Origin of the sequence: Brevundimonas vesicularis (assembly GCF_027886425.1) — a bacterium.
Lineage (GTDB): Bacteria > Pseudomonadota > Alphaproteobacteria > Caulobacterales > Caulobacteraceae > Brevundimonas > Brevundimonas vesicularis_C.
On sequence record NZ_CP115671.1, the window covers coordinates 2093600 to 2116322 of the forward strand.

Annotated in this window: 22 protein-coding genes and 3 tRNA genes; 8 read left to right on the forward strand and 17 right to left on the reverse strand. The window is 65.2% G+C overall.

What is annotated here, in order from left to right:
• Positions 1-3: 3 nt before the first annotated feature.
• The 9 genes from nuoG to PFY01_RS10840 all read right to left on the reverse strand — a co-directional run bounded on the left by nuoG (position 4) and on the right by PFY01_RS10840 (position 7561).
• A complete protein-coding gene (nuoG, locus tag PFY01_RS10800) occupies positions 4-2049 on the reverse strand; it encodes an NADH-quinone oxidoreductase subunit NuoG (protein ID WP_271041276.1) in 2046 nt (681 codons plus the stop codon).
• On the reverse strand, positions 2049-2435 hold the full coding sequence (locus PFY01_RS10805) for a hypothetical protein (protein ID WP_271041277.1): 387 nt from the start codon (positions 2433-2435) through the stop codon (positions 2049-2051). The genes nuoG and PFY01_RS10805 overlap by 1 nt, the downstream gene beginning before the upstream one ends.
• Positions 2436-2437: 2 nt before the next feature.
• Entirely contained in the window at positions 2438-3751 is a 1314-nt protein-coding gene (nuoF, locus tag PFY01_RS10810; RefSeq protein WP_055753489.1) for an NADH-quinone oxidoreductase subunit NuoF, read from the reverse strand.
• 5 nt (positions 3752-3756) lie between these two features.
• On the reverse strand, positions 3757-4020 hold the full coding sequence (locus PFY01_RS10815) for a hypothetical protein (RefSeq protein WP_017503994.1): 264 nt from the start codon (positions 4018-4020) through the stop codon (positions 3757-3759).
• Complete coding sequence (gene nuoE, locus PFY01_RS10820; protein ID WP_271041278.1) at positions 4020-4697, reverse strand: NADH-quinone oxidoreductase subunit NuoE; 678 nt, start codon at positions 4695-4697, stop codon at positions 4020-4022. Before nuoE ends, PFY01_RS10815 begins: the two co-directional genes overlap by 1 nt.
• Positions 4694-5872, reverse strand: a complete 1179-nt coding sequence (locus PFY01_RS10825; protein ID WP_271043052.1) for an NADH-quinone oxidoreductase subunit D — start codon at positions 5870-5872, stop codon at positions 4694-4696. The genes nuoE and PFY01_RS10825 overlap by 4 nt, the downstream gene beginning before the upstream one ends.
• Positions 5873-5958: 86 nt before the next feature.
• Positions 5959-6588: an NADH-quinone oxidoreductase subunit C gene (locus tag PFY01_RS10830; RefSeq protein WP_271041279.1), complete on the reverse strand. Its 630-nt coding sequence runs from the start codon at positions 6586-6588 to the stop codon at positions 5959-5961.
• Entirely contained in the window at positions 6585-7214 is a 630-nt protein-coding gene (locus tag PFY01_RS10835) for a NuoB/complex I 20 kDa subunit family protein (RefSeq protein WP_087119131.1), read from the reverse strand. Before PFY01_RS10835 ends, PFY01_RS10830 begins: the two co-directional genes overlap by 4 nt.
• A complete protein-coding gene (locus PFY01_RS10840; protein ID WP_017503999.1) occupies positions 7184-7561 on the reverse strand; it encodes an NADH-quinone oxidoreductase subunit A in 378 nt (125 codons plus the stop codon). The genes PFY01_RS10835 and PFY01_RS10840 overlap by 31 nt, the downstream gene beginning before the upstream one ends.
• A 205-nt stretch (positions 7562-7766) precedes the next feature.
• Here PFY01_RS10840 and PFY01_RS10845 point away from each other — a divergent pair, with 205 nt between their 5' ends.
• The 3 genes from PFY01_RS10845 (at position 7767) to PFY01_RS10855 (ending at position 9728) form a co-directional block, all read left to right on the forward strand.
• Positions 7767-9398, forward strand: a complete 1632-nt coding sequence (locus PFY01_RS10845; protein WP_271041280.1) for an AbgT family transporter — start codon at positions 7767-7769, stop codon at positions 9396-9398.
• Between the two features lie 96 nt (positions 9399-9494).
• Positions 9495-9571 (forward strand) — tRNA-Asp (locus PFY01_RS10850).
• Positions 9572-9651: 80 nt separating this feature from the next.
• A tRNA-Asp gene (locus PFY01_RS10855) sits at positions 9652-9728 on the forward strand.
• A gap of 84 nt (positions 9729-9812) precedes the next feature.
• Here the strand turns inward: PFY01_RS10855 and PFY01_RS10860 are convergent.
• The gene (locus tag PFY01_RS10860; RefSeq protein WP_271041281.1) at positions 9813-11063 is read right to left on the reverse strand and encodes a glycosyltransferase; all 1251 of its coding nucleotides are present in this window, start codon (positions 11061-11063) and stop codon (positions 9813-9815) included.
• 310 nt (positions 11064-11373) lie between these two features.
• Here PFY01_RS10860 and PFY01_RS10865 point away from each other — a divergent pair, with 310 nt between their 5' ends.
• Entirely contained in the window at positions 11374-14667 is a 3294-nt protein-coding gene (locus PFY01_RS10865) for an autotransporter outer membrane beta-barrel domain-containing protein (protein ID WP_271041282.1), read from the forward strand.
• Between the two features lie 58 nt (positions 14668-14725).
• Here PFY01_RS10865 and PFY01_RS10870 read toward each other — a convergent pair.
• From PFY01_RS10870 to lon, 3 genes are all read right to left on the reverse strand, one after another.
• Positions 14726-14802: transfer RNA gene (locus tag PFY01_RS10870), tRNA-Val, on the reverse strand.
• Positions 14803-14836: 34 nt separating this feature from the next.
• Complete coding sequence (locus PFY01_RS10875; protein WP_017504003.1) at positions 14837-15112, reverse strand: HU family DNA-binding protein; 276 nt, start codon at positions 15110-15112, stop codon at positions 14837-14839.
• A gap of 105 nt (positions 15113-15217) precedes the next feature.
• Positions 15218-17614: an endopeptidase La gene (lon, locus tag PFY01_RS10880; RefSeq protein WP_271041283.1), complete on the reverse strand. Its 2397-nt coding sequence runs from the start codon at positions 17612-17614 to the stop codon at positions 15218-15220.
• Between the two features lie 281 nt (positions 17615-17895).
• Here lon and PFY01_RS10885 point away from each other — a divergent pair, with 281 nt between their 5' ends.
• From PFY01_RS10885 to PFY01_RS10895, 3 genes are read left to right on the forward strand one after another with little or no spacing between them, the layout of a single operon-like run.
• Positions 17896-18024, forward strand: a complete 129-nt coding sequence (locus tag PFY01_RS10885) for a hypothetical protein (protein ID WP_271041284.1) — start codon at positions 17896-17898, stop codon at positions 18022-18024.
• Positions 18021-18230, forward strand: coding sequence for a hypothetical protein (locus PFY01_RS10890; protein ID WP_055753481.1), 210 nt, complete (start codon positions 18021-18023; stop codon positions 18228-18230). The genes PFY01_RS10885 and PFY01_RS10890 overlap by 4 nt, the downstream gene beginning before the upstream one ends.
• A gap of 2 nt (positions 18231-18232) precedes the next feature.
• Positions 18233-18421, forward strand: coding sequence for a hypothetical protein (locus tag PFY01_RS10895; protein ID WP_271041285.1), 189 nt, complete (start codon positions 18233-18235; stop codon positions 18419-18421).
• Positions 18422-18492: 71 nt separating this feature from the next.
• On the opposite strand, the gene clpX is transcribed toward PFY01_RS10895, so the two are convergent.
• The gene (gene clpX / locus PFY01_RS10900) at positions 18493-19761 is read right to left on the reverse strand and encodes an ATP-dependent Clp protease ATP-binding subunit ClpX (protein ID WP_055755232.1); all 1269 of its coding nucleotides are present in this window, start codon (positions 19759-19761) and stop codon (positions 18493-18495) included.
• Positions 19762-19955: 194 nt separating this feature from the next.
• Between clpX and PFY01_RS10905 the strand changes: the two genes are divergently transcribed.
• Positions 19956-20603, forward strand: a complete 648-nt coding sequence (locus PFY01_RS10905) for an HAD-IB family hydrolase (protein WP_271041286.1) — start codon at positions 19956-19958, stop codon at positions 20601-20603.
• Between the two features lie 3 nt (positions 20604-20606).
• Here PFY01_RS10905 and PFY01_RS10910 read toward each other — a convergent pair whose 3' ends face one another.
• The 3 genes from PFY01_RS10910 to PFY01_RS10920 form a co-directional block, all read right to left on the reverse strand.
• Entirely contained in the window at positions 20607-20927 is a 321-nt protein-coding gene (locus PFY01_RS10910) for a hypothetical protein (protein ID WP_271041287.1), read from the reverse strand.
• Between the two features lie 72 nt (positions 20928-20999).
• Positions 21000-21647: an ATP-dependent Clp protease proteolytic subunit gene (locus PFY01_RS10915; RefSeq protein WP_017506180.1), complete on the reverse strand. Its 648-nt coding sequence runs from the start codon at positions 21645-21647 to the stop codon at positions 21000-21002.
• Positions 21648-21740: 93 nt separating this feature from the next.
• A complete protein-coding gene (locus PFY01_RS10920; RefSeq protein WP_271041288.1) occupies positions 21741-22646 on the reverse strand; it encodes a hypothetical protein in 906 nt (301 codons plus the stop codon).
• Positions 22647-22723: the final 77 nt, after the last annotated feature.

Here is a 22723-nt window from a genome sequence, read left to right on the forward strand (position 1 = left end):
GGCTTACTCCGCCGCCATTGCGACCGGCTGGGTCCGCAGGGCGGACAGCTCGGCCATCGTCGCGCTGGCGCGCGCTATCGGATTGGAAAGATACGGGTCGGTCACGGCCGAGACGAAGGCGCGGTCGCCCAGATCGCCCTTGGCGCCCAGGGCCGCCACGTCGAACGTCGCCGGCGCGGGCAGATAGTCGATCCGGCCGAAGGTCGGATGATCGCCCATCAGCTTGGCGCGCAGTTGCTCCAGCGTGTCGTAAGGCAGGGTCTTGTCGACGCGCGCCGACAGGGCGCGGATGATGGCCCAGTCTTCCTTGGCCTCGCCCTTGGGGAAGACGACGCGTTCGGCCATTTGCACCCGGCCCTCGGTGTTGACGTACAGGCCGGCCTTCTCGGTGTAGGCCGCGCCCGGCAGGATCACATCCGCGCCGTGCGCGCCGCGGTCGCCGTGGCTGCCCAGATAGACGCGGAAGGCGTTCGAGCCGGTCGGATCGACCTCATCGGCGCCCAGCAGGAACAAAACGTCCAGCGCATCCGGCTTCAGCATCTCAGAGACCGTCAGGCCGCCGTCAGCCGGCACGAAGCCCATGTCCAGACCGGCGACGCGCGACGCGGCGTGGTGCAGGACGTTGAAGCCGTTCCAGCCGTCAGCGACCACGCCGACCTTCTTGGCCAGGGCGCCGAGTGCGTTCAGGACGGCCGGACCGCCCTCCCCGCCCAGCGCGCCGGAGCCGACGATGATCGCCGGACGCTCGGCTTTGGTCAGGAAGTCCAGCGCCGACTTCGGCAGCTTGGCCAGGGTCTGCGTGCCTGCGCCCAGATAGGCGTAATCGAACGTCAGGTCGGCCTGTTCGCCGATCAGACCGATCTGCATGTCGCCCTTCAGCCAGGCCTTGCGCAGGCGGGCGTTCAGCAGCGGCGCCTCGGTGCGCGGATTGGCGCCGACGATCAGAACGGCGTCAGCCTTTTCAATGCCTTCCAGACCGGAGTTAAACAGCCATCCCTCACGCGGGCCGTAGCCCACGGCGGCGCCGTCCTGGCGGCAGTCGGTGTTGTTGGAGCCGAGCGCGCGGAACAGGTCCAGCGTCGCCTTCATCGACTCGGCGTCCTGCAGATCACCGGTGATCACGCCGATGCGGTCGGCCGGCGCGGCCTTCAGCTTGGCGGCGACGGCGTCCAGCGCCTCGTTCCACGAGGCGGCGCGCAGCTTGCCATTCTCACGGATCCACGGACGGTCCAGACGACGCGCGGTCAGGCCGTCGACGACGTAGCGGCTCTTGTCCGACAGCCACTCCTCGTTGATGCCCTCGTTGACGCGCGGCAGTACGCGCATAACTTCGGACCCGCGATAATCGGCGCGGATGTTCGAGCCCAGGGCGTCCATGACGTCGATGGTCTCGGTCTTCTTCAGTTCCCACGGACGATAGTGGTACTGCCACGGACGGTGCGTCAGGGCGCCGACCGGGCACAGGTCATTGACGTTGCCCGACAATTCCGAGGCGACCGACTTCTCCAGATAGGTCGTGATCTCGGCGTCCTCGCCGCGCGAGATCATGCCGATGTCCGGCACGCCCGCGACTTCGGTGATGAAGCGGACGCAGCGCGTGCACTGGATGCAGCGCGTCATGAAGGTCTTGATGGTCGGACCCATCGCCTTTTCTTCGACCGCGCGCTTGTTCTCTGAATAGCGCGAGCCGTCGCGGCCGTAGCCGACCGACTGGTCCTGCAGGTCGCACTCACCGCCCTGGTCGCAGATCGGGCAATCCAGCGGGTGGTTGATGAGCAGGAACTCCATCACCCCTTCGCGAGCCTTCTTGACCATCGGCGTGTCAGTGAAGATTTCCTGACCGTCGGCGGCCGGAAGCGCGCACGAAGCCTGCGGCTTCGGCGGTCCAGGCTTCACCTCGACCAGGCACATGCGGCAGTTGCCGGCGATGGACAGGCGCTCATGATAGCAGAAGCGCGGGATTTCTTGTCCGGCGCGTTCGGCGACCTGGAGCACGGTCATGCCGGGCTCGAACTCGGTTTCGACGCCGTTGACCTTGGCGATAGGCATCAGCGGGCCTCTTGCTTGGCGGCGGGAGCCGCCATTTGTACATCCACGGACATCCGCTGACCGTCGCGGAACAGGTCCGCACCGTCGGCTTCCGCCCGGCATTCGAATTCCAGCCTGCCGCCATCGACCGGCGCGCGCCACGACACCTGGGCCGTGCGTTCGCCGGTGGCGGTGAAGACGACGGCGTCGCCTTCCTGGCCATACATGCGGTTCACCACGTCGCGGCAAGCCGTCTCGAGGTTCGCCGGAGCCGCCGTCGCGGCAGGAGCCACTTCAGCAGGAGCCGCCGTCGCGGGCGCGGTCGACGCTTCAGGCGCAGCCTTTTCCCCCTCACCGCAAGCGGCGAGGATCGGAAGCGTCAGCAACAGGGCGACGGCGAGGCGCATCTCTACTCCGCCGCGATCGCGTGGCCGGCGAAGTTCGCACGGCGGCTGCGGTAGTTGGCGATCCGCTCTTCGATCTCGTGACGGAAGTGACGGATCAGGCCCTGAACCGGCCAGGCGGCGGCGTCGCCCAGGGCGCAGATGGTGTGTCCCTCGACCTGTCCGGCGACGTCCAGCAGCAGGTCGATTTCCGACGGATCGGCCTCACCCACGGCCATCCGCTCCAGCACGCGCCACATCCAGCCAGTGCCTTCGCGGCACGGCGTGCACTGACCGCAGCTCTCGTGTTTGAAGAAGTAGCTGATGCGGGCGATCGCCTTCACGATGTCGGTGGACTCGTCCATCACCGTCACGCCGGCGGTGCCCAGCGAAGAGCGAACCTCGCGCATGGAATCGAAGTCCATCAGGACCGTCTCGGCCTGTTCGCGTGTGATGACCGGGCAGGACGCGCCGCCGGGGATGATGGCCTTCAGATTGCTCCAGCCGCCACGCACGCCGCCGCCGTGATCCTCGATCAGCTGACGCAGCGGGATCGACATGGCCTCTTCGACCACGCAGGGGGTGTTCACGTGGCCGGACAGCGACATCAGTTTGGTGCCGGTGTTGTTCGGACGGCCGAAGCCGGCGAACCAGTCGGCGCCGCGACGCAGGATCGTGCCGACGACGGCGATCGACTCGACGTTGTTCACCGTGGTCGGGCAGCCGTAGAGACCCGCGCCGGCCGGGAACGGCGGCTTCAGGCGCGGCTGGCCCTTCTTGCCTTCCAGCGATTCCAGCAGCGCCGTCTCTTCGCCGCAGATGTAGGCGCCCGCGCCGTGGTGGATATAGACGTGGAAGTCCCAGCCGTGGACGTTGCCGTCGCCGATCAGCTTGGCCTCATAGGCCTGCTTGACCGCGGCTTCCATGCGCTCGCGTTCCAGCACGTATTCGCCGCGCAGATAGATGTAGCAGGCATGGGCCTGCATCGCGAAGCTGGCGATCAGCGCGCCTTCGATCAGCAGGTGCGGATCATGGCGCATGATCTCGCGGTCCTTGCAGGTCGCGGGCTCGGATTCGTCGGCGTTGATGACCAGGTAGTGAGGACGATCCTTCACTTCCTTGGGCATGAACGACCACTTCAGGCCGGTCGAGAAGCCCGCGCCGCCCCGGCCGCGCAGACCCGAGGCCTTGACGTTGTTGATGATCCAGTCGCGGCCAAGGTCCAGCATGTCCTTGGTGGCGTTCCAGGCGCCGCGGTTCTTCGCCCCATCCAGCGTCCAGTCGTGGAAGCCGTACAGGTTGGTGAAGATGCGATCCTTGTCTTCGAGAATGCCGACCATGGCCCTCAGAGTCCTTCCGCCAGACGGCGCTTGTGGTGGCGCGTGCGCATCCAGATGGCCGCGATGACCATCACCCAGCCCGCCGCCAGCATGAAGTAGGAGAGATTGACCGCCCACGGCCCGACTGCGCCCTGACGCGAGATCAGGATCAGAACGGCCGCGCCGACGACCATGGCCAGGCCGCCCGCGCGCAGCGGACGCCCGACGTTGCGCAGTTCCTTGCGGTAGGCTGCGCGGCCCTCCTCGGTGTTCAGATCCGGCGGCGACATCAGGCCGGCGCCTTCTCGACCGGCGCGGGGTCGCTGTTCGGCAGCTTCTTGATCGGCTTGGCGGCCGAGCCGTCATACAGCGTCGCATCGAGCAGGGTCTTGGGCCCGCCTTCCGGCGCCGCATTGGTGCGACCGATGTAGGAGCCCGGCTCGGGCGTCTTGCCGGCGGCGAAGTCGTCGATGATCCGGCCGATCGTCTCGGGCGTCAGGTCCTCGAAATAGTAGTCGTTGATCTGGGCCATCGGCGCGTTGGAGCAGGCGCCCAGGCACTCGACTTCCTGCCAGGTGAAGCGGCCGTCGGCGGACAGATGATCCTTGGGACCGATCTTCTCCTTGCAGACGCGCATCAGCTCATTGGCGCCGCGCAGCATGCACGGGGTTGTGCCGCACACCTGGATCAGCGCCGTCTTGCCGACCGGCTCCAGCATGAACATGGTGTAGAAGGTCGCGACCTCCAGCACCCGGATATAGGCCATGTCCAGCAGTTCGGCGATCGCGCGGATGGCGGGTTCGGACACCCAGCCTTCCTGCTTCTGCACCAGCCACAGGATCGGGATCGCCGCCGACTGACGACGGCCTTCCGGATACTTCTTGATCCACCATTCGGCCTTGGCCGTCGTATCGGCCGAGAAGGCGAACGAGGCCGGCTGTTCCTTGGCGAGACGACGAACGCTCATCGGTCCACTTCTCCGAAAACGATGTCGAGCGAGCCCAGGATGGCGGACACGTCGGCCAGCTGGTGGCCGCGGTTCATCCAGTCCATCGCCTGCAGCGAGCGGAAGCCCGGCGCCGAGATCTTCACGCGATAGGGTTTGTTGGTGCCGTCCGACACCAGATAGATGCCGAACTCGCCCTTGGGCGCCTCGACCGAAGCATAGACCTCGCCCTCGGGCGTCTTGAAGCCCTCGGTGTAGAGCTTGAAGTGGTGGATCAGCGACTCCATCGAGCGCTTCATCTCGCCACGGCGCGGCGGGACGATCTTGTTGTCCTCGACCATCACCGGCTCGCCGGGGCAGTTGCGCAGCTTGTGGATGCACTGCTCCATGATCCGCACCGACTGCTTCATCTCCTCGATGCGCACCAGATAGCGGTCCCAGCAGTCGCCGTTCTTGCCGACGACCACGTCGAAGTCGAGCTCGGCATAGCACTCGTAGGGCTGCGACTTGCGCAGGTCCCAGGCGATGTTCGAGCCGCGCAGCATCACGCCGCTGAAGCCCCATTCCAGGGCTTCCTGCTTGGACACCACGCCGATGTCGACGTTGCGCTGCTTGAAGATGCGGTTCTCGGTGACCAGGCTTTCGATGTCCTTCAGCGCCGGCGGGAACTCGTGGCACCAGCGGCCGATGTCGTCGATCAGGTCCATCGGCAGGTCCTGGTGGACGCCGCCGGGACGGAAGTAGTTGGCGTGCAAACGGGCGCCGCAAGCGCGCTCGTAGAACACCATCAGCTTTTCGCGTTCCTCGAAGCCCCAGAGCGGCGGCGTCAGGGCGCCGACGTCCATGGCCTGGGTCGTCACGTTCAGCATGTGCGACAGGATGCGGCCGATTTCCGAATACAGGACGCGGATCAGCTGCGCCCGATACGGAACCTCGATCCCCAGCAGCTTCTCGATGGCCAGGCAGAAGGCGTGCTCCTGGTTCATCGGCGAGACGTAGTCCAACCGGTCCAGATACGGCACATTCTGAAGATAGGTGCGCGCCTCCATCAGCTTTTCGGTGCCGCGGTGCAGCAGGCCGATGTGCGGATCGACGCGCTCGACGATCTCGCCGTCCAGCTCCAGCACCAGGCGCAGCACGCCGTGCGCGGCCGGATGTTGCGGACCGAAGTTGATGGTGAACTTGCGATCTTCCATCTCACGCGCATGGGCGGTGCGCGTGTCGAGATCGTCCTCGAACACATCGACGCCCAACGGCGGCAGGGTGGGGTTTCCGTCAGCCATTACGCCTGGCCTCCCGCCTTCTCGTCGCCGGGCAGGACCGGCGCGGGGTATTCGGCGCCCTCCCAGGGCGACAGGAAATCGAAGGTGCGGAACTCTTGGGTCAGCTTGACCGGCTCATAGACCACGCGGCGCTGTTCCTCGTCGTAGCGGACCTCGACATAGCCTGTCATCGGGAAGTCCTTGCGTAGCGGATGGCCCTCGAAACCATAGTCCGTCAGCAGGCGACGCATGTCCGGGTGGCCCGAGAACAGCATGCCGTACATGTCGTAGGCTTCACGCTCGAACCAGTTGGCGGCCGGATAGGCCGAGATGACCGAAGGCACCGGCTGGTTTTCGTCGGTCGAGACCTTGACCCGCAGGCGCGCGTTCCGCGTCATCGACAGCAGGTGATAGACCACCTCGAACCGCTCCTTGCGATCCGGATAGTCCACGCCGCACAGATCGAGCAGTTGCTGGAAGCCGAATTGATCGCGCAGCGTCGTCAGCACCTCGACGATCCGCTCGCGCGGCGCGACCAGCGTCAGCTCGCCGAACGCCACCTGGGCCTCGACACCCAAGGCGCCGACCATCTCGGCGCCCAGCGGCGTCAGGGCGGCTTCGTGTTGCGCTTGAACAGCCAGAGAGGTCATCGGTCGATGGTCCCCGTGCGACGGATCTTCTTCTGCAGTTGCAGCAGGCCGTACAGCAGCGCCTCGGCCGTCGGCGGGCAGCCGGGCACATAGACGTCCACCGGCACCACGCGGTCGCAACCGCGCACGACGCTGTAACTATAGTGGTAGTAGCCGCCGCCGTTGGCGCAGCTGCCCATCGACACGACATAACGCGGATCGGGCATCTGGTCGTAGACCTTGCGGATGGCCGGGGCCATCTTGTTGGTCAGGGTGCCGGCGACGATCATCAGGTCCGACTGACGCGGGCTGGCCCGCGGCGCCATGCCGAAGCGCTCGACATCGAAGCGCGGCATCGACATCTGGATCATCTCGACCGCGCAGCAGGCCAGGCCGAAGGTCATCCACATCAGCGAGCCCGTGCGGGCCCAGTTGATGACGTCGTCGGCGGCAGCGACCAGATAGCCGCGCTCGCCGAGCTCCATGTTCACGGCCTCGAAGAACTTGTCGTGGACCTTGGGGTCATAACCCTCGACGGTCGAACGCGCGCCGGCGCCGGCCGGAACCAGCGGCGCGCCCGATGCAGACACCAGGCCTGCGGGCTTGGAAGCGGCGACTACTCCCATTCCAGGGCTCCCTTCTTCCATTCGTAGATGAAGCCGATGGTCAGCACGCCCAGGAAGACCATCATCGACCAGAAGGCGAAGACCATGCCGGCGTGCGACAGATCGAACATCGACACCGCCCACGGGAACAGGAAGGCGACTTCCAGGTCGAAGATGATGAACAGGATCGACACCAGATAGAAGCGGATGTCGAACTTCATCCGGGCATCATCGAAGGCGTTGAAGCCGCACTCATAGGCCGACAGCTTCTCGCTATCGGGGCTCTTCGGCGCCAGCAGCAGCGGCAGCACGATGAAAAGAATGCCGATGAAGGCGGCCACGCCGGCGAAGACCAGGACCGGAAGATATTCGAGAAGGAATGCGTTCATTCGAAGAACCTCGTCCGCCGGGGAGAGGCGGGATTCGGCGCTTCTTAGACCCAAGACCGCCGCCGTTCAAACCCCTGCGGCCATTGGATTTTCATTGAGAACGGCTCGCAACTTTGCGCGCCATATGTCGCAGGGCCGACGCTTGCGCGTCGCCGGGCTGCAAAGGCCTATTGGCGAGCCGATCGCGTAACCGAAAGTCATCCGAATGAGCCTAGCCAGCCGCGCCCTGAACGCTGTCGAGCGGATCGGCAATCGACTGCCCGATCCCGTCTTCCTGTTCCTGTGGCTGATCGGCGGTCTGATCGTCCTCAGCATGGTCGGCGCCGGCCTGGGCTGGTCCGCCGTCAATCCGGTCACCGGCGATCAACTGGTCGCCAAGAGCCTGCTGTCGGCCGAGAATCTGGAACAATTGATCATCGGCATGCCCCGCACCCTGGCGGACTTCCCGCCTCTCGGCATCGTCATCACCATCATCTATGGCGCTTCGGTCGCCGAACGCACAGGGATGTTCGCGACCGCCATTCGCGGCGCCCTGCTCAACGCTCCGCGTTCCATACTGACGCCCGTCGTCGTGATCACCGGCATGGTGTCCCATCACGCGTCGGACGCCTCCTATGTCGTGGTCATCCCGCTGGCGGCCGTCATCTTCGCCGCAGCGGGCCGACATCCGCTGGCGGGTCTGGCCGCAGGCTTCGCCGCCGTGTCGGGCGGATACGCTGGCAACCTGTTCCCTGGCGCCAGCGACGCCTTGATCCTGGGCATCACTGAGCCGGCCGCCCGCCTGATCGATCCGTCCTATTCAGTGAACATCGCGGGCAACTGGTTCTTCATCGTCGGCGTCGTCTTCGTCTTCACCCCCATCGTCTGGTTCCTGACCGACCGGGTGATCGAGCCGCGCCTCGGCGTCTGGAAGCCGTCAGAGGGCGTCGCCGCACCGAACGCTTCGGAAAAACAGCCCCTGACCGCCGCCGAAAAGCGCGGCCTGAAGTTCGCCGGCCTGGCGCTTCTCGGCATGATCGCGCTTTGGGCCCTGCTAACCTTCATACCGGGCTCGCCGTTCGTCGATCCCGCGGTGGACCCGGAGCAGAAGTTCAATCCGCTCTACAAGTCCCTGGTCGCCTTCTTCGCCATCACATTCTTCGTCACCGGCGGGGTCTATGGGGCCGGAGCCGGCACGATCCAGTCGCACCGCGACATGGTCACGATGATGCGCGACGGCATCGCCCAGCTGGCGCCCTATATCGTGCTGGCCTTCTTCGCCGCCCACTTCGTGGCCATGTTCAACTGGTCGGGCCTGGGGCCCATCCTGGCGGTCAATGCGGCGGCGGGTCTGAAGACCCTGGCCCTGCCCGCCCCGCTGCTGCTGATCTGCGTGGTCTTCGTCTCGTGCTTCTTCGACCTGTTCATCGGCTCGGCCTCGGCCAAGTGGTCGGCCTTGGCGCCCATCGTTGTGCCGATGTTCATGCTGCTGGGCATTTCGCCGGAGATGACGACCGCCGCCTATCGCATGGGCGATTCCGTCACCAACATCGCCACGCCGTTGATGAGCTACTTCCCGCTGATCCTGACCTTCGCCCAGCGCTGGGATCCACGATTCGGTTTGGGATCGCTGATGGCGACCATGCTGCCCTACGCCGGGGCCTTCCTGGTCGCCGGTCTGGCCATGGTTGCGGCCTGGGTCGCCTTCGACCTGCCGCTGGGGCCGGGCGTCGGCGTCCACTACGAGCCGCCGCCTCCCGCCGTGGCGGCCCATGAACCTGCCGACGGCGGCGTCGCGGGGCCGCATAGCCCGCCCCAGGCGGCGATGGTCGCACCGTCCATAGCCCCTTCGCGTTGAGGGGCGCGTTTCTCCGAAAAGGTCGCTTGACGCGATGTGTCAGCCCGCCTAAACGACGCCCCTCGCCGGGGCGCACAGCCGCTTCGGCCGGGAAACGCGGGTGTAGCTCAGTTGGTTAGAGTGCCGGCCTGTCACGCCGGAGGTCGCGGGTTCGAGCCCCGTCACTCGCGCCACTCTTTCTAGAAATAGAAGAGTGGCGCACACCGCCTTCCCAAAAAGCTTTCGAAACAGCTCAAAAGTTTCGACCTGATACGCGGGTGTAGCTCAGTTGGTTAGAGTGCCGGCCTGTCACGCCGGAGGTCGCGGGTTCGAGCCCCGTCACTCGCGCCACTTCTTTTCAAGACATCGATAAAAGAAGTGGCGCGCCCCCGTTGTCGGAAACGCGCCACCAAACTCACAGTCGGATTGTCCGCCTCAGTGCAGCGGCAGCGCCGTATCCGGGTTCACGAACGCCGTTTCGCCCGTCAGCTCGCCATAGACCATGCACAGGTCCTCGAACACGCGGTTCCAGGCAAACTGGCTGACCGCCTTCTCGCGCGCCGCCCGGCCGATCGCTTCGATATCGCGCGCGAACAGGGCCTCGACCGCCTGGGCATAGTCGTCGGCATCCGCGCTGGCGGCCAGTTGCCCCACGCTCTCGTCGACCGTCTCGGCGACGCCGCCCGCATTGACCCCGACCACGGGCCGTCCGCAGGCCATGGCCTCCAGCACAATCAGCCCGAACGGCTCTTTATCATTGGCGTGAACGAAGGCGTCGCAGCTGGCGATGATCTTGGCGACGGCCTTCGGATCGCTTTCATAGGGCATGGAGATGACGCGATCTTCCTCGGGCATCCCCGCGCCTGCGCCGACCAGCACCAGGTGATAGGGGGCGCCCAGCTTCTGGACCGCCTCGATCAGCACATCGACGTTCTTTTCCTTGGCTGGACGACCGGCGAAGCACAGCAGCCGCGCGTCATCGCCCAGACCCAGCTGTTTCAGCAGCCACTGCCGGTCACGACGTTCCGGACGGAAGGTGTCGATCTCCACGCCCAAAGGCCGAATGACGATGTTGTTCACACCGGCCTCTTCAAGGCGCCGCGCGATAAAGCGGCTGGGCGAAACGACTCGGTCGAACTGTGAAAACAGCTTCGCCCAGCGCTTCTCCACCGGCTTCTTGGCCCATTCGCCGAAATGCAACGCCGCCAGCCCGGCCGGATCAGAGTGGCAGAAGCCGACGACCGGGCATCCGACCCGCTGGCCGGCCTCCAAAGCCCCCTGCCCCGGCGTGTAAGGGTCGCCGGCCTCGATGATCGACGGCTTCATCGCCGCCACCCAGGCGCTCCAGCGCTTCACCGAACTGGGCCAACGATAGCCGTCGCCGAACGGCAGCTTGGTCGCCCGCAGTTGCACGATGCCGTCGGCGCGCGCCTTGTGACGCGCGCCGGGGACGATCAGCGAATGACTGATCCCCGGCCGATTGGCCTCGATCCATGCCTTCTTGGACAGGATATAGCGCTTCACCCCGCCTGAGCGCGGCGCATAGAGCATTGTGGTGTCCACCAGCCGGGGCCGCTCGTCCATCGCCGCCGCCTTTAGGGCCCGCAGCGTTTCGGCGACTTCCACGTCCAGCCCCGGAATCAGTCGGAGTTCGCTTTCCTGGACGTCGAGGTCTGTCATGCTCATGGAGTGTTCTCGCCTGGTCTGGGCTGTCGAACGCCGGAGGGGTTCGATGGATGCGTCCACGGGACGCAGCCTCTAAGACCGTTCGACGCCCGTAAACCCGGGCGCGGCAAAGCTCAAGTGCGCGCCTTCGCGATTTCCTCCGCATTCGGCCTATCGGGGGTCGACGAGCGAACGCGGGTCGCTTTGCAGGATCGCCTCAGGATCACCTGCCTTGCATTCGCCTCAAATTCGATAAACTTGGAACGCTGGCGCGGACCCTGCTAAGGGGTCTCCCGTAACGTGACGCGTGACCACCAGGGGTTTCTACCGAATGCGTATTTTGCTTGCGACCGCCGTGGCGATCGCCCCCTTGATGGTCGCCACAGGATCCCAGGCCGAGATCGTCATCTCGAACGCCCGGACCACGCCGATCCAGACGTCCAATGCGACGGGCACGGCCGCCGACAACATCCGCATCGCTAGCGGCGGCAGTGTCGCCGTCACATCGGGCGCGGCGGTGACCCTGAACAGCAACAACACGGTCGATCTGGACAGCGGCGGCTCGATCACGATGGACAAGTCGGCCGACGGCTCGACCGGCCTGTTGGTCAACGGCGGCAACACCGGCTCGGTGATCGTCGGCGGCTCCATCACCGTCAACGACACGCTTGAAACAGCGGACATCAAGGACACGGACGGCGACGGCGATCTGGACGGCCCGTTCGCCACCGGAACTGGCCGCTACGGCGTGCGGGTCACCGGCGCCTCGCCCTTCACCGGCAACATCCTGGTCGAGGGCACGGGCGCGATCGCGGTCGAGGGCAATAACTCCTACGGCCTGTCCGTCGAATCCGCCCTGAACGGCAAGCTTCAGAGCCTGGGAACGGTCCGTGTGACCGGTAACGACAGCGCCGCCATCCGCACCACGGGGCCGATTTCCGGCAATGTCGATCTTGCCGGTTCGATCTCGGCCCTCGGCGCCAATGCGACGGGCGTTTCCATCGAAGGTAACGTCGGCGGCGCACTCAAGATTCACTCTTCCGTGGTGGCCACGGGCTATCGCTACACCACCCCGCCGCCCGCCCGTCCGACGACCGGCACCTTCGACAACGCGACGACCCTGTTCCTGGACGAACTCGACGCAGACGATCTGCTGCAAGGCGGACCGGCCGTGCGCGTCGGCGCCAATGTCGCCGGCGGCGTGCTGCTGGACAAGGCGCTCGCCTATTCCGAGGCCGGCATCGAGGGCGACGACGACAAGGACGGCGTCAAGAACGGCGACGAGGACGATGACGGCGACGGCATCAAGAACCGCGACGATCCGGACCGTGACGGCGACGGCATCCCGGACGCCAGCGAGACAGCCGCCTCCATCACATCGCTGGGCGGCGCGCCTGCTCTGCTGATCGGTTCGACGACACAGGCGGTGACCCTCGGCGCCGTCGGTACAGGCGATGCGGCCTATGGCCTGATCAACCGCGGTACGATCATCGGATCCGGCCTTTACTCCGGCGTGGAGTCGCGCGCCGTGCAACTCGGCGTGACCGGCGGCCAGGCCGTGAATGTTACTGGCGGCGTCCGCAACGAGGGCGGCATCTCGTCCACGGCCGTTGATGCCAACGCCACCGGTCTCTGGATCGGCTCGGGCGTGACCGCTCCCACAATCAACAACTCGGGCGCCATTCAGGCCGTCGCCTCGGGCAAGCAGACCCAGAGCGCGACCGGCATTCTGATTGGTGCAGGCGCCAACGTCGGCTCCCTGACCAACACAGGCAATCTGGTAGCCTCTTTCGGCGGCAATCAGGGTTCGGCCACCGTTATTCGTGACCAGTCCGGCAGCCTGACCCAGCTGAACAACGCCGGTTCGATCATCGGCTCGCTCACCCCTAACACCGACGATACAAATCCTGTCACCGGCAAGGTGACCGCCATCGACGTCTCGGCCAACACGACCGGCGTCACCCTGCGGCAGTACGGCATTCCCGCCGCTGCCGGCAGCACGGCGACGGATACGGACAAGGACGGCGTGCCGGACGCGAACGAACCGGCCATTGTCGGCGCGATCAAGCTGGGATCGGGCGCCGACACCCTCAATATCGAGAACGGCGTCGTCAACGGCGACATCGATTTCGGCGCCGGCGCCGACCGGCTGAACATCAGCGGCGGCGCGGTTGTGACCGGCGCCATCGCCAACAGCGACGGCCTGCTGGACATCAATGTGTCCAAGGGCACCCTGGCCGCCACCCAGACGGGCGCCACGGCGATCTCCAACCTGAACATCGGCGCCGAAGGGACATTGCTGGTCAATCTTGACCCCGCCAACGACCGCGCCGGCGGCTTCAATGTCAGCGGCAATGCGACCCTGGCGACAGGCTCCACTCTGGGCGTCCGCTTCTCGTCGCTGATCGATCAGCCTGAGCGGTTCAACGTCATCACGGCCGGCACGCTGAATGTGGGTCAGATCAACCAGACCCTGCTGTCGGACAACTCGCCCTATCTTTACGTCGTGCAGGGCGGCGTGGCCGGCAACACCGTCTATGTCGACGCGCGTCGCCGTACGGCCTCCGAGGCCGGGTTGATCCCGGTCGAGGCGTCCGCCTACGACGCCGTCTATGGCGCGCTGGGGTCCAATGAGGCCCTGCGCAACCTGTTCCTGTCGCAGACGTCGCGCGACGGCTTCATCGACGCCTACGAGCAGATGCTGCCCGACCACTCCGGCGGACCGCTGATGTCGCTGTCGGCCGGCGTCGATGCGGTCACCCGCGCGCTGACCGGCCGCAACGCCGCCGCTGCGCCGGGTGAAACCAGCGCCTGGGTCCAGGAGATCAACTTCTACGCCGACAAGGACAAGACCGACTCCTACGGTTTCCGGTCCGAAGGCTTCGGCGTCGCCGGCGGCGTCGAAAAGGGCACCAGCCTGGGCGCCATCGGGATCTCGGCCGCCTTCACTTCGTCCGACATCAAGGACCCCGAGGCCGAAGCCGAAGAGGTCCTGTCCGCCAATCTGCTGGAGTTGGGCCTCTACTGGCGCGCTCAGGGTCAATACTGGACGACCTGGGCCCGTGCGGCGGGGGGCTACGCCTCCTTCAGCGCCGATCGCTCGCTGGTCGCCACCGGCGTCTATCTGAACAACAAGTCCGACTGGCATGGCTGGACGGCGGCGGTCGCCGGCGGCGCCTCGTATGAGCGCAACTTCGGCCGCCTGAACATCCGCCCCGAAATCTACGGTGAATATTTCAGCCTGTCGGAAGGCTCGCGCAGCGAGAAGGGCGGCGGCGACGGCTTCGATCTCGACATCGATTCGCGCGACAGCCACATCTTCTCGGCCGTGGCGGCGATGAACGTCGGCTATGGCTTCGGCCGCAACGGCTGGATCCGTCCGGAACTGCGCGTCGGCTATCGTCAGAACATCTCGGTCGACGCTGGCGAAACCATCGCCCGCTTCGCCAGCGGCGGCCCGGACTTCATCCTGTCGCCGGACGCCATCGAAGGCGGCGGACCGATCCTGGGCTTCCGCCTGAACTTCGGCAACGAACTGGGCATGCTGTCGCTGACCGGCGACGCCGAGCTGCTGGAAGACTACGTCCGCTACTCGCTGCTGCTGCGGGCCAGCTTCCGCTTCTGATCGCAGCCCGATCCAGACAAACGAAAGGCCGCCGGTGCGATCCGGCGGCCTTTTTGTTTGGTAGGCGGCGACGGGTTCGAACCGCCGACCCTCTCGGTGTAAACGAGATGCTCTGACCAGCTGAGCTAGCCGCCCCCAAGGGCAGAGACGGGCTTATGCCCGTCGCGCCTCAACCGTTCAAGGCACTTTTCAAACCTTCGCCCGGGCGAAAGCGCGCGGTGCGCGAGGCCGGGCGCGCGACCGCCGCGCCGGTCTGCGGATTGCGCGCAACGCCAGCCTTGCGGTCTACGGCGACGAAACTGCCGAAACCGATCAGCTTCACATCCGCACCCCGCGTCAGCGACTCGGTCACGCCGTCGGTAAACGCCTCCAGCGCCGTCTTGGCCTGGTCGCGGCTGATGTTCGCCGCGCTGGCCATCCGGCCGATCAGTTCCGCCTTGGTCATCCGTCCCCCTCCAGAACGAATCACTAAAGGACAGATCGGCGGTTGCGTCAAAAACGAAAACGCCGCCGGTGGGGTCACCGGCGGCGTTCGCTGTTCAACTCGGCGTTAGTGGCTGACCGCCGCCGCCGGTCCTTCCGGAGCCGCGACCGGGGCAGGCAGGGGTTCGGCCGCCTCGTCCCACTCCACCGGCGTCAGGGTGCCGACAAGCGCCCACTTCAGCGCCTCGTCCGCCGTGGAGATCGGCACGATCTCCAGCGCCGACTTCACATTGTCCGGCACGTCGGCGAGATCCTTCTCGTTCTCCTGCGGGATCAGCACCGTCTTGACGCCGGAGCGCAGGGCCGCGAGCAGCTTCTCCTTCAGGCCGCCGATGGCGGTGACCCGGCCGCGCAGGGTGATCTCGCCGGTCATGGCGATATCCTTGCGGATCGGAATGCCGGTCAATACCGAGACCATGGCCACCGTCATGGCGACGCCGGCGGACGGGCCGTCCTTGGGCGTGGCGCCATCTGGCACGTGGACGTGGATGTCGGTCTTCTCGAACACCGGCGGCTTGACGCCGAAGGCCAGGGCCCGCGACCGCACATAGGACGCCGCAGCCGAGATCGACTCCTTCATCACGTCCTTCAGATTGCCGGTCACGGTCATGCGCCCGCGGCCCGGCATCTTGATCGCCTCGATGGTCAGGATGTCGCCGCCGAACTCGGTCCAGGCCAGACCGGTGACGATGCCGACCTGATCCTCCTCGTCCGTCTCGCCATAGCGGAACTTCTTCACGCCCGCATAGTCGGCCAGCTTGGCCTCATCGACCGTGATCGACTTGGCGCCCGTCTTGGCCATCTCGCGCACGGCCTTGCGCGCCAGACCGCCCAGAACGCGCTCCAGCGAACGGACGCCGGCCTCGCGGGTGTAATAGCGGATCAGATCGCGGATCGTGTCTTCCGGCACGATCAGTTCGCCATCCTTCAGACCATGGTCCGCCAGTTGCTTGGGCAGGACGTGGCGCTTGGCAATCTCGACCTTCTCGTCCTCGGTGTAGCCCGAGACCCGGATGATCTCCATCCGGTCCATCAGCGGCTGCGGCATGTTCAGGCTGTTCGCGGTCGTCACGAACATCACCTGGGACAGGTCGTAGTCCACCTCCAGATAGTGGTCGCCGAAGGTCGAGTTCTGGGCCGGGTCCAGCACCTCCAGCAGGGCCGACGACGGATCGCCGCGCCAGTCCGATCCCAGCTTGTCGATCTCGTCCAACAGGACGAAGGCGTTGGTGGTCTTGGCCTTCTTCATCGACTGGATGATCTTGCCGGGCATGGAGCCGATATAGGTCCGGCGGTGACCGCGGATCTCGCTCTCGTCGCGTACGCCGCCCAACGACATGCGGACGTATTCACGCCCCGTCGCCTTGGCGATGGACTTGGCCAGCGAGGTCTTGCCGACGCCGGGAGGGCCGACGAGGCACAGGATCGGACCCTTCAGGCTGCCGGTGCGGGCCTGGACCGCCAGATACTCGATGATCCGTTCCTTGACCTTCTCCAGGCCGAAGTGATCCTCTTCCAGGATGTCCTCAGCCTTGGCCAGGTCGATCGGCTTCTGCTTGGCCTTGCCCCACGGCACGGACAGCAGCCAGTCGAGATAGTTGCGCACGACGGTCGACTCCGCCGACATCGGGCTCATGTTGCGCAGCTTCTTGACCTCAGCCTCGGCCTTGGTCCGCGCTTCCTTGGACAGGCGCGTCTTACGGATGCGCTTCTCCAGATCCATGATCTCGTCGCGCGCATCGTCGGTCTCGCCCAGCTCGCGCTGGATCGCCTTCATCTGCTCGTTCAGATAATATTCGCGCTGGGTCTTCTCCATCTGGCGCTTCACGCGCGAGCGGATCTTCTTCTCGACCTGAAGGACCGAAATCTCGCCCTCCATCAGCCCATAGACCTTCTCCAGCCGCTTGGGCACGTCGAAGGTTTCCAGCAGGCCCTGCTTGTCGGCGATCTTGACCGACAGATGGGCCGCGACCGAGTCCGCCAGCTTGGAGGCGTCGGTGATCTGGGGGATGGAGCTGAGGGCCTCGGGCGGAACCTTCTTGTTCAGCTTCACATAGTTTTCGAACTGCTCGACCACGGCGCGCAGCATGGCCTCGGCCTGCGAGGCGTCGCCGGCTTCGTCTTCGATCTCGACGGCCTCGGCCTCGAAATACTCCTCACGGTCGGTGAAGCGGGTCAGGCGCGCGCGGCCCTTGCCCTCGACCAGCACCTTCACCGTGCCGTCGGGCAGTTTCAGCAGTTGCAGCACCGAGGCCAGCACGCCGATGGGATAGATGGCGTCCGGCGACGGATCGTCGTCGACGCTGTTCTTCTGGGTCGCCAGCAGGATCTGCTTTTCGCCCTTCATGATCTCGTCCAGCGCCTTCACCGACTTCTCGCGTCCGACGAAGAGCGGCACGACCATGTGCGGGAAGACGACGATGTCTCTCAGCGGCAGGACGGGCAGGATTTTTGGTTCAGTCATGATGCGTACTCCTGGGCCATTGATCATCTCCGGCCCGCCGTCAGGGTCCGCCGGGCAAGAGGCCCGACCGGCGCATGACGGCCCGTCGATTCCGACGGCGTTCGGATGAGTATGTGGTTTGAAAGACCCGCGGTTCAAGCGTGACCGCGGAACGGCCCACATCTGCGTGGCCACAAGCCCTTCCGATCACGTCGCTTTAGGTCCGCATTACGCCCGGCGGCGCTTTCGACATGGCCGCTTTACGGGGATCGGGCGTCTTCTGCCGCTCCAAGGAGATGACCATGAGCCGTTCCCACCTGCTGGCCGAGACCCTGAAACGTCCCGCCCCAGCGCCGACAACCCTTCAAATGGCGCTGACCTTCATCGGCGCCCTGTTCGGCGCCCCGATCCGCAAGGGCTGCGCGCGATGATGCAGGGCCATGTCGAGGGCGGCGTGACCCGCGCCGCCCCTCCCCGACGATACAGGGTCGTGCCTCGCGCCAGCGGTTGGGCCGTGGCGGTCAACAACGCCTGCACCCGCCCCCTGCCCGATCGCATCTCGGCCGAACGTCTCGCCGCCCGACTTCAGGCCGAGGCCGACCGCCTGAACCGCGACCAACATCGCCTCACACAATGATAATGCCGCTAGCCTCACCACCCGCGTTCGAAATCCTGACGATCCAGCCTGTCGGCGATCGCTGGCGCATCACCTCGAGCGACGGCCTGTTCGAAGGCGTCTTCACCGACGCCAAAAGCGCCGTCCGCTGCGCCAGAGCCGAGGCCGACGCCCACCCAGGCCATATCCTGATGCTGGCCGAACCCGCCTGATCGCCCCAGATCAAGAAAAAGGCCGGAGCGAGATCGCTCCGGCCTTCGTCATTTCAGGACTCTTCGCCGGTTCAGGCGGCGCCGTCGGCCTTCTTCTTGGAGGCTTCCGAGTAGATCAGCAGGGGCTGGGCCTTGCCGTCGATGACCTCGGCGTTGACCACCACCTCTTCGACGCCTTCGAAGGTCGGCAGTTCGAACATGGTCTCCAGCAGGATGCCTTCCAGGATCGAGCGCAGACCGCGTGCCCCGGTCTTGCGGGTGATGGCCTTTTTGGCGACGGCGATCAGAGCGTCGTCGGTGAAGGTCAGTTCGACGTTCTCCATCTCGAACAGGCGCTTGTACTGTTTCACCAGGGCGTTCTTCGGCTCGGTCAGGATCGTGACCAGCGCCGTCTCGTCCAGGTCTTCCAGCGTCGCCAGCACGGGCAGACGGCCGATAAACTCGGGGATCAGACCGAACCGCATCAGGTCGTCAGGCTCGACACCCTTCAGGATGTCGCCCGTGCGACGTTCGTCGATCTCCTTGACCTGGGCGCCGAAGCCGATCGAGGCGCCCGCGCCACGTGCGGAAATCACTTTCTCCAGGCCGGCGAAGGCGCCGCCGACGATGAACAGGATGTTGGCGGTGTCGACCTGCAGGAATTCCTGCTGCGGATGCTTGCGACCGCCTTGCGGCGGCACGGAGGCGACGGTGCCTTCCATGATCTTCAGCAGGGCCTGTTGCACGCCTTCGCCCGACACGTCGCGCGTGATCGAGGGGTTGTCCGACTTGCGCGATATCTTGTCGATTTCGTCGATGTAGACGATGCCGCGCTGAGCCCGCTCAACGTTGTAGTCCGACGCCTGAAGCAGCTTCAGGATGATGTTCTCGACATCCTCGCCCACATAACCGGCCTCGGTCAGGGTCGTGGCGTCGGCCATGGTGAAGGGCACGTCGATGATGCGCGCCAGCGTCTGGGCCAGCAGCGTCTTGCCCGAGCCGGTCGGCCCGATCAGCATGATGTTCGACTTGGCCAGTTCCACGTCGTTGTTCTTCGTCGCGTGGTTCAGGCGCTTGTAGTGGTTGTGGACGGCGACCGAGAGCACCTTCTTGGCGTGCGCCTGGCCGATGACATAGTCGTCCAGCACGTCGCGGATTTCCTTGGGCGTGGGCACGCCGTCGGTCGTCTTCTTGAAGCCGATCTTGTGCTCTTCGCGGATGATGTCCATGCACAGTTCGACGCATTCATCGCAGATGAAGACGGTCGGGCCCGCGATGAGCTTGCGGACCTCGTGCTGGCTCTTTCCGCAGAACGAGCAGTAGAGGGTGCTTTTGGCGTCGGTGCCGGCTGCTTTGGTCATAGACCCTTATCTCACTCCCGCGGGGCGGACCGAAATGGCCCGAAACGCGCTTCCCTCACATTGATTCCAGCACTCTGGATGCGAAGGTCTTCAAAAAATGACAATCACCCATCACACGTTCCGGAACAACCCCGAAGGCGGCAAGGGATTGTTGCAGTGCGTGGATGGATCAGTGTCGACGGGGATCAAGGCGAATGTCTGACATGGGTATCGTGCAGGAAATACGCCAGTCCACGGCGAATGGACCTGCCATCGTCGCCTTCGATTTCGACGGCACGCTGACGATTCGCGACAGTTTCACCGAGTTCCTGCGCTGGCGCGCCGGTCCGGGCGCCTGGGCGCTGGGGTTGGTCAAGCTGGCCCCCGCGCTGGCCGCCTATGCCAAGGATCGCGACCGGGGCCGGATCAAAGCGGCCTCCGTCAGGGAGTTCCTGCTTGGCGTGAGCCGTCAGACATTGGAAGTGGAAGCCGCAGTCTTCGCCGAAGAGATCTGGCCGCGGTTCATGCGACCCGATGCGCTTGAGGTGTGGAACGACTGGGGCGAACGCGGCGCGCACCGCGTCATCGTGACCGCGTCTCCTACGACGACCGTCGCGCCGTTCGCCCGCAAACTGGGGGCCGAGGCCCTGCTGGGCACCGAATTCGTCTTCGACGCCAACGATCGAATCACCGGCGACTTCGCCGGCCCCAACTGTCGGGGTGAGGAGAAGGTGCGGCGGCTGAAGGCGGCCTATGGCGAGAACATGACCCTGACGGCCGCCTATGGCGACACCTCGGGTGACACCGAGATGCTGGCGATGGCCCAGCAGCCCGGCTTCAGGATCTTCCGCCAAAAGCCCTGAGGCTTAGTTGCCGTCGGCGTCCACATCGAACACCATCGCCTTGCCGCGCGAGGCCGGATCCCAGCCGGCCTCGATCGCCGAGGCGATAGCGGTGCGGACAGCGTCGACGTTGACGCGCTGCTTCTCCACATCCGGTCGTCCATTGGGCCGAAGCGGCGGCGGAAATTGGACGACGGCTTCACGCTTGAAGTCCGCGTGGCGAAGGGACACAGCCATGCCCTCCCAGACGTTGCCGCCCTTGGGCTGAGGTTGGCGACGAAGCTCCCAGACGTAGCTTTCGCCATCGACATCGACCGTGCCGCTTTGATCTCGTGTAAACTGCATGGCGGTTCCGATAGCACAAAATGAAAAGGGCGCGCCGCAACGGGCGCGCCCTTTCGTCTTTCGACAGCTGTCTTAGTTGCCGGGCGTCTTCACGCCGTCGGCGTCAGCCTGCTCGCGGCGATCGTAAACATGGTCAACGATGCCCCAGGCCTTGGCTTCCTCGGCCGACATGAAGTGGTCGCGATCCAGGGTCTTTTCGACCTCCTCATACGTCCGACCGGTGTGATGGACATAGATCTCGTTCAGACGACGCTTGGTGTAACGGATGTCGGCGGCATGCAGTTCGATGTCCGACGCCTGACCCCGGAACCCGCCCGAGGGCTGGTGCACCATGACCCGCGCATTCGGCAGGGCGATGCGCTGGCCAGCGGCGCCCGCCGTAAGGATCAACGAGCCGGCCGAGGCCGCCATACCCATGACCACGGTCGAAACCGGGCTCTTGATGTATTGCATGGTGTCATAGATCGCGAGCGCCGAGGTCACCTGACCGCCGGGGCTGTTGATATACATGCTGATCTCCTTCTTCGGATTCTCCGATTCAAGGAACAGCAGCTGGGCGCAGATCAGTGACGCCATACCGTCCTCGAACGGTCCCGTCAGGAAGATGATCCGCTCGCGCAGCAGGCGCGAGAAGATGTCGAAGGAGCGCTCGCCGCGGCTGGACTGCTCCACCACCATCGGCACCAGGTTCATGTTCATCAGTTCGATCGGATCGCGCATTTAGCCTTCTCGGATGCAGTGGCGACGATTCAGCGTCGTCAGCCGGTTATGCTGCATATCGCGTTCGATGACACCCTGCGCAAGACGCCGGGTTCAATCGGACTGCGCGTCTTGCTGGTTCGCCGCTGCACGACGCCCTTTCTGTAGTCGTTCCGCGACCGCCGCCTCCTGCGCAGCAGCGGATGCGCGATCGGGCTCCGCTTCATACAGCGCCTGCAGATAGGCGCGATCCCAGTCCGTGAGGCCGGTCACGTTCTGGGGATCACCAAATAGATTCAGCACAGTGGGCTGATCGGAGTAGTCGGCGCGGGGATCGACCTGGGCCACGACGACCATCGCGGCATAGTCCATCAAAGCCGGCAAAAGCACGCCACTGGCCTTGGTCATATCAATGACGACGGTCGCAGAGTTCAGGTCATACCGCAGCGGCGACCTCATGCGGCTGACGTTCCGCGATCCAATCGAAGGCGGCTCTTCACCGGCGACACGGGCCGCCAGTTGGCCCGTGTCTGCTGAGACCGGCAGGGAAATGTGCCACCATCGCACTGGCGCATCGCTGGTTTTGAACCGTTCCAGCGCCGCCAAACCCATGTTGGTGTTGTCGATTGGAGGACGGAAGCGACGACGCCAACCTTCCACCAGTGCCGATGCGACGCTGGGACCATCCTCTGTGGCGATTATGAGCACATTGGCCGAGCAGCCAGGCTCGCCCACTCGAATTTCAAGGTCATGAGCGATTTCGCCGATGCGATCGGCAAGCATCTGACCGTAGGGCGCCTTCAATCCGGCGACGCTAACGCACAGCGGCGTATTCCACCGTCCAAGCCGCGCACCGGCGGGCGCGGTCGCAACACGCTGGACAAACTGGCGCGCAGCCTGCCGCGGCGACTGACCCTCGACCGTGATTTCCTCCAGGTCTGTCGGCGGCGGCTGTCCCGGATCCTGCGCCTGCGCGCCTGCGGTAATGAGGGCGGCCAGAGCGACAGCGGAAAAAGACATTGACGACATACCTGAAAAGCAAAATGGGCCCGCACTGCGGACCCATTCGACTTACAATCCAGACGCCACAACCGCCA

Coding starts and splice junctions, on each gene's coding strand:
- PFY01_RS10895 (WP_271041285.1), top strand. CDS start 18,233: ATGCCGCTAGCCTCACCACCCGCGTTCGAAATCCTGACGATCCAGCCT.
- PFY01_RS10830 (WP_271041279.1), bottom strand. CDS start 6,588: ATGACCTCTCTGGCTGTTCAAGCGCAACACGAAGCCGCCCTGACGCCG.
- PFY01_RS10835 (WP_087119131.1), bottom strand. CDS start 7,214: ATGGAAGAAGGGAGCCCTGGAATGGGAGTAGTCGCCGCTTCCAAGCCC.
- nuoF (WP_055753489.1), bottom strand. CDS start 3,751: ATGGTCGGCATTCTCGAAGACAAGGATCGCATCTTCACCAACCTGTAC.
- PFY01_RS10825 (WP_271043052.1), bottom strand. CDS start 5,872: ATGGAAGATCGCAAGTTCACCATCAACTTCGGTCCGCAACATCCGGCC.
- PFY01_RS10805 (WP_271041277.1), bottom strand. CDS start 2,435: ATGCGCCTCGCCGTCGCCCTGTTGCTGACGCTTCCGATCCTCGCCGCT.
- nuoG (WP_271041276.1), bottom strand. CDS start 2,049: ATGCCTATCGCCAAGGTCAACGGCGTCGAAACCGAGTTCGAGCCCGGC.
- PFY01_RS10915 (WP_017506180.1), bottom strand. CDS start 21,647: ATGCGCGATCCGATCGAACTGATGAACATGAACCTGGTGCCGATGGTG.
- PFY01_RS10845 (WP_271041280.1), top strand. CDS start 7,767: ATGAGCCTAGCCAGCCGCGCCCTGAACGCTGTCGAGCGGATCGGCAAT.
- PFY01_RS10815 (WP_017503994.1), bottom strand. CDS start 4,020: ATGTCGCCGCCGGATCTGAACACCGAGGAGGGCCGCGCAGCCTACCGC.
- PFY01_RS10840 (WP_017503999.1), bottom strand. CDS start 7,561: ATGAACGCATTCCTTCTCGAATATCTTCCGGTCCTGGTCTTCGCCGGC.
- PFY01_RS10920 (WP_271041288.1), bottom strand. CDS start 22,646: ATGTCTTTTTCCGCTGTCGCTCTGGCCGCCCTCATTACCGCAGGCGCG.
- PFY01_RS10875 (WP_017504003.1), bottom strand. CDS start 15,112: ATGACCAAGGCGGAACTGATCGGCCGGATGGCCAGCGCGGCGAACATC.
- PFY01_RS10890 (WP_055753481.1), top strand. CDS start 18,021: ATGATGCAGGGCCATGTCGAGGGCGGCGTGACCCGCGCCGCCCCTCCC.
- PFY01_RS10910 (WP_271041287.1), bottom strand. CDS start 20,927: ATGCAGTTTACACGAGATCAAAGCGGCACGGTCGATGTCGATGGCGAA.
- PFY01_RS10905 (WP_271041286.1), top strand. CDS start 19,956: ATGTCTGACATGGGTATCGTGCAGGAAATACGCCAGTCCACGGCGAAT.
- nuoE (WP_271041278.1), bottom strand. CDS start 4,697: ATGAGCGTTCGTCGTCTCGCCAAGGAACAGCCGGCCTCGTTCGCCTTC.
- clpX (WP_055755232.1), bottom strand. CDS start 19,761: ATGACCAAAGCAGCCGGCACCGACGCCAAAAGCACCCTCTACTGCTCG.
- PFY01_RS10885 (WP_271041284.1), top strand. CDS start 17,896: ATGAGCCGTTCCCACCTGCTGGCCGAGACCCTGAAACGTCCCGCCCCA.
- PFY01_RS10860 (WP_271041281.1), bottom strand. CDS start 11,063: ATGAGCATGACAGACCTCGACGTCCAGGAAAGCGAACTCCGACTGATT.
- lon (WP_271041283.1), bottom strand. CDS start 17,614: ATGACTGAACCAAAAATCCTGCCCGTCCTGCCGCTGAGAGACATCGTC.
- PFY01_RS10865 (WP_271041282.1), top strand. CDS start 11,374: ATGCGTATTTTGCTTGCGACCGCCGTGGCGATCGCCCCCTTGATGGTC.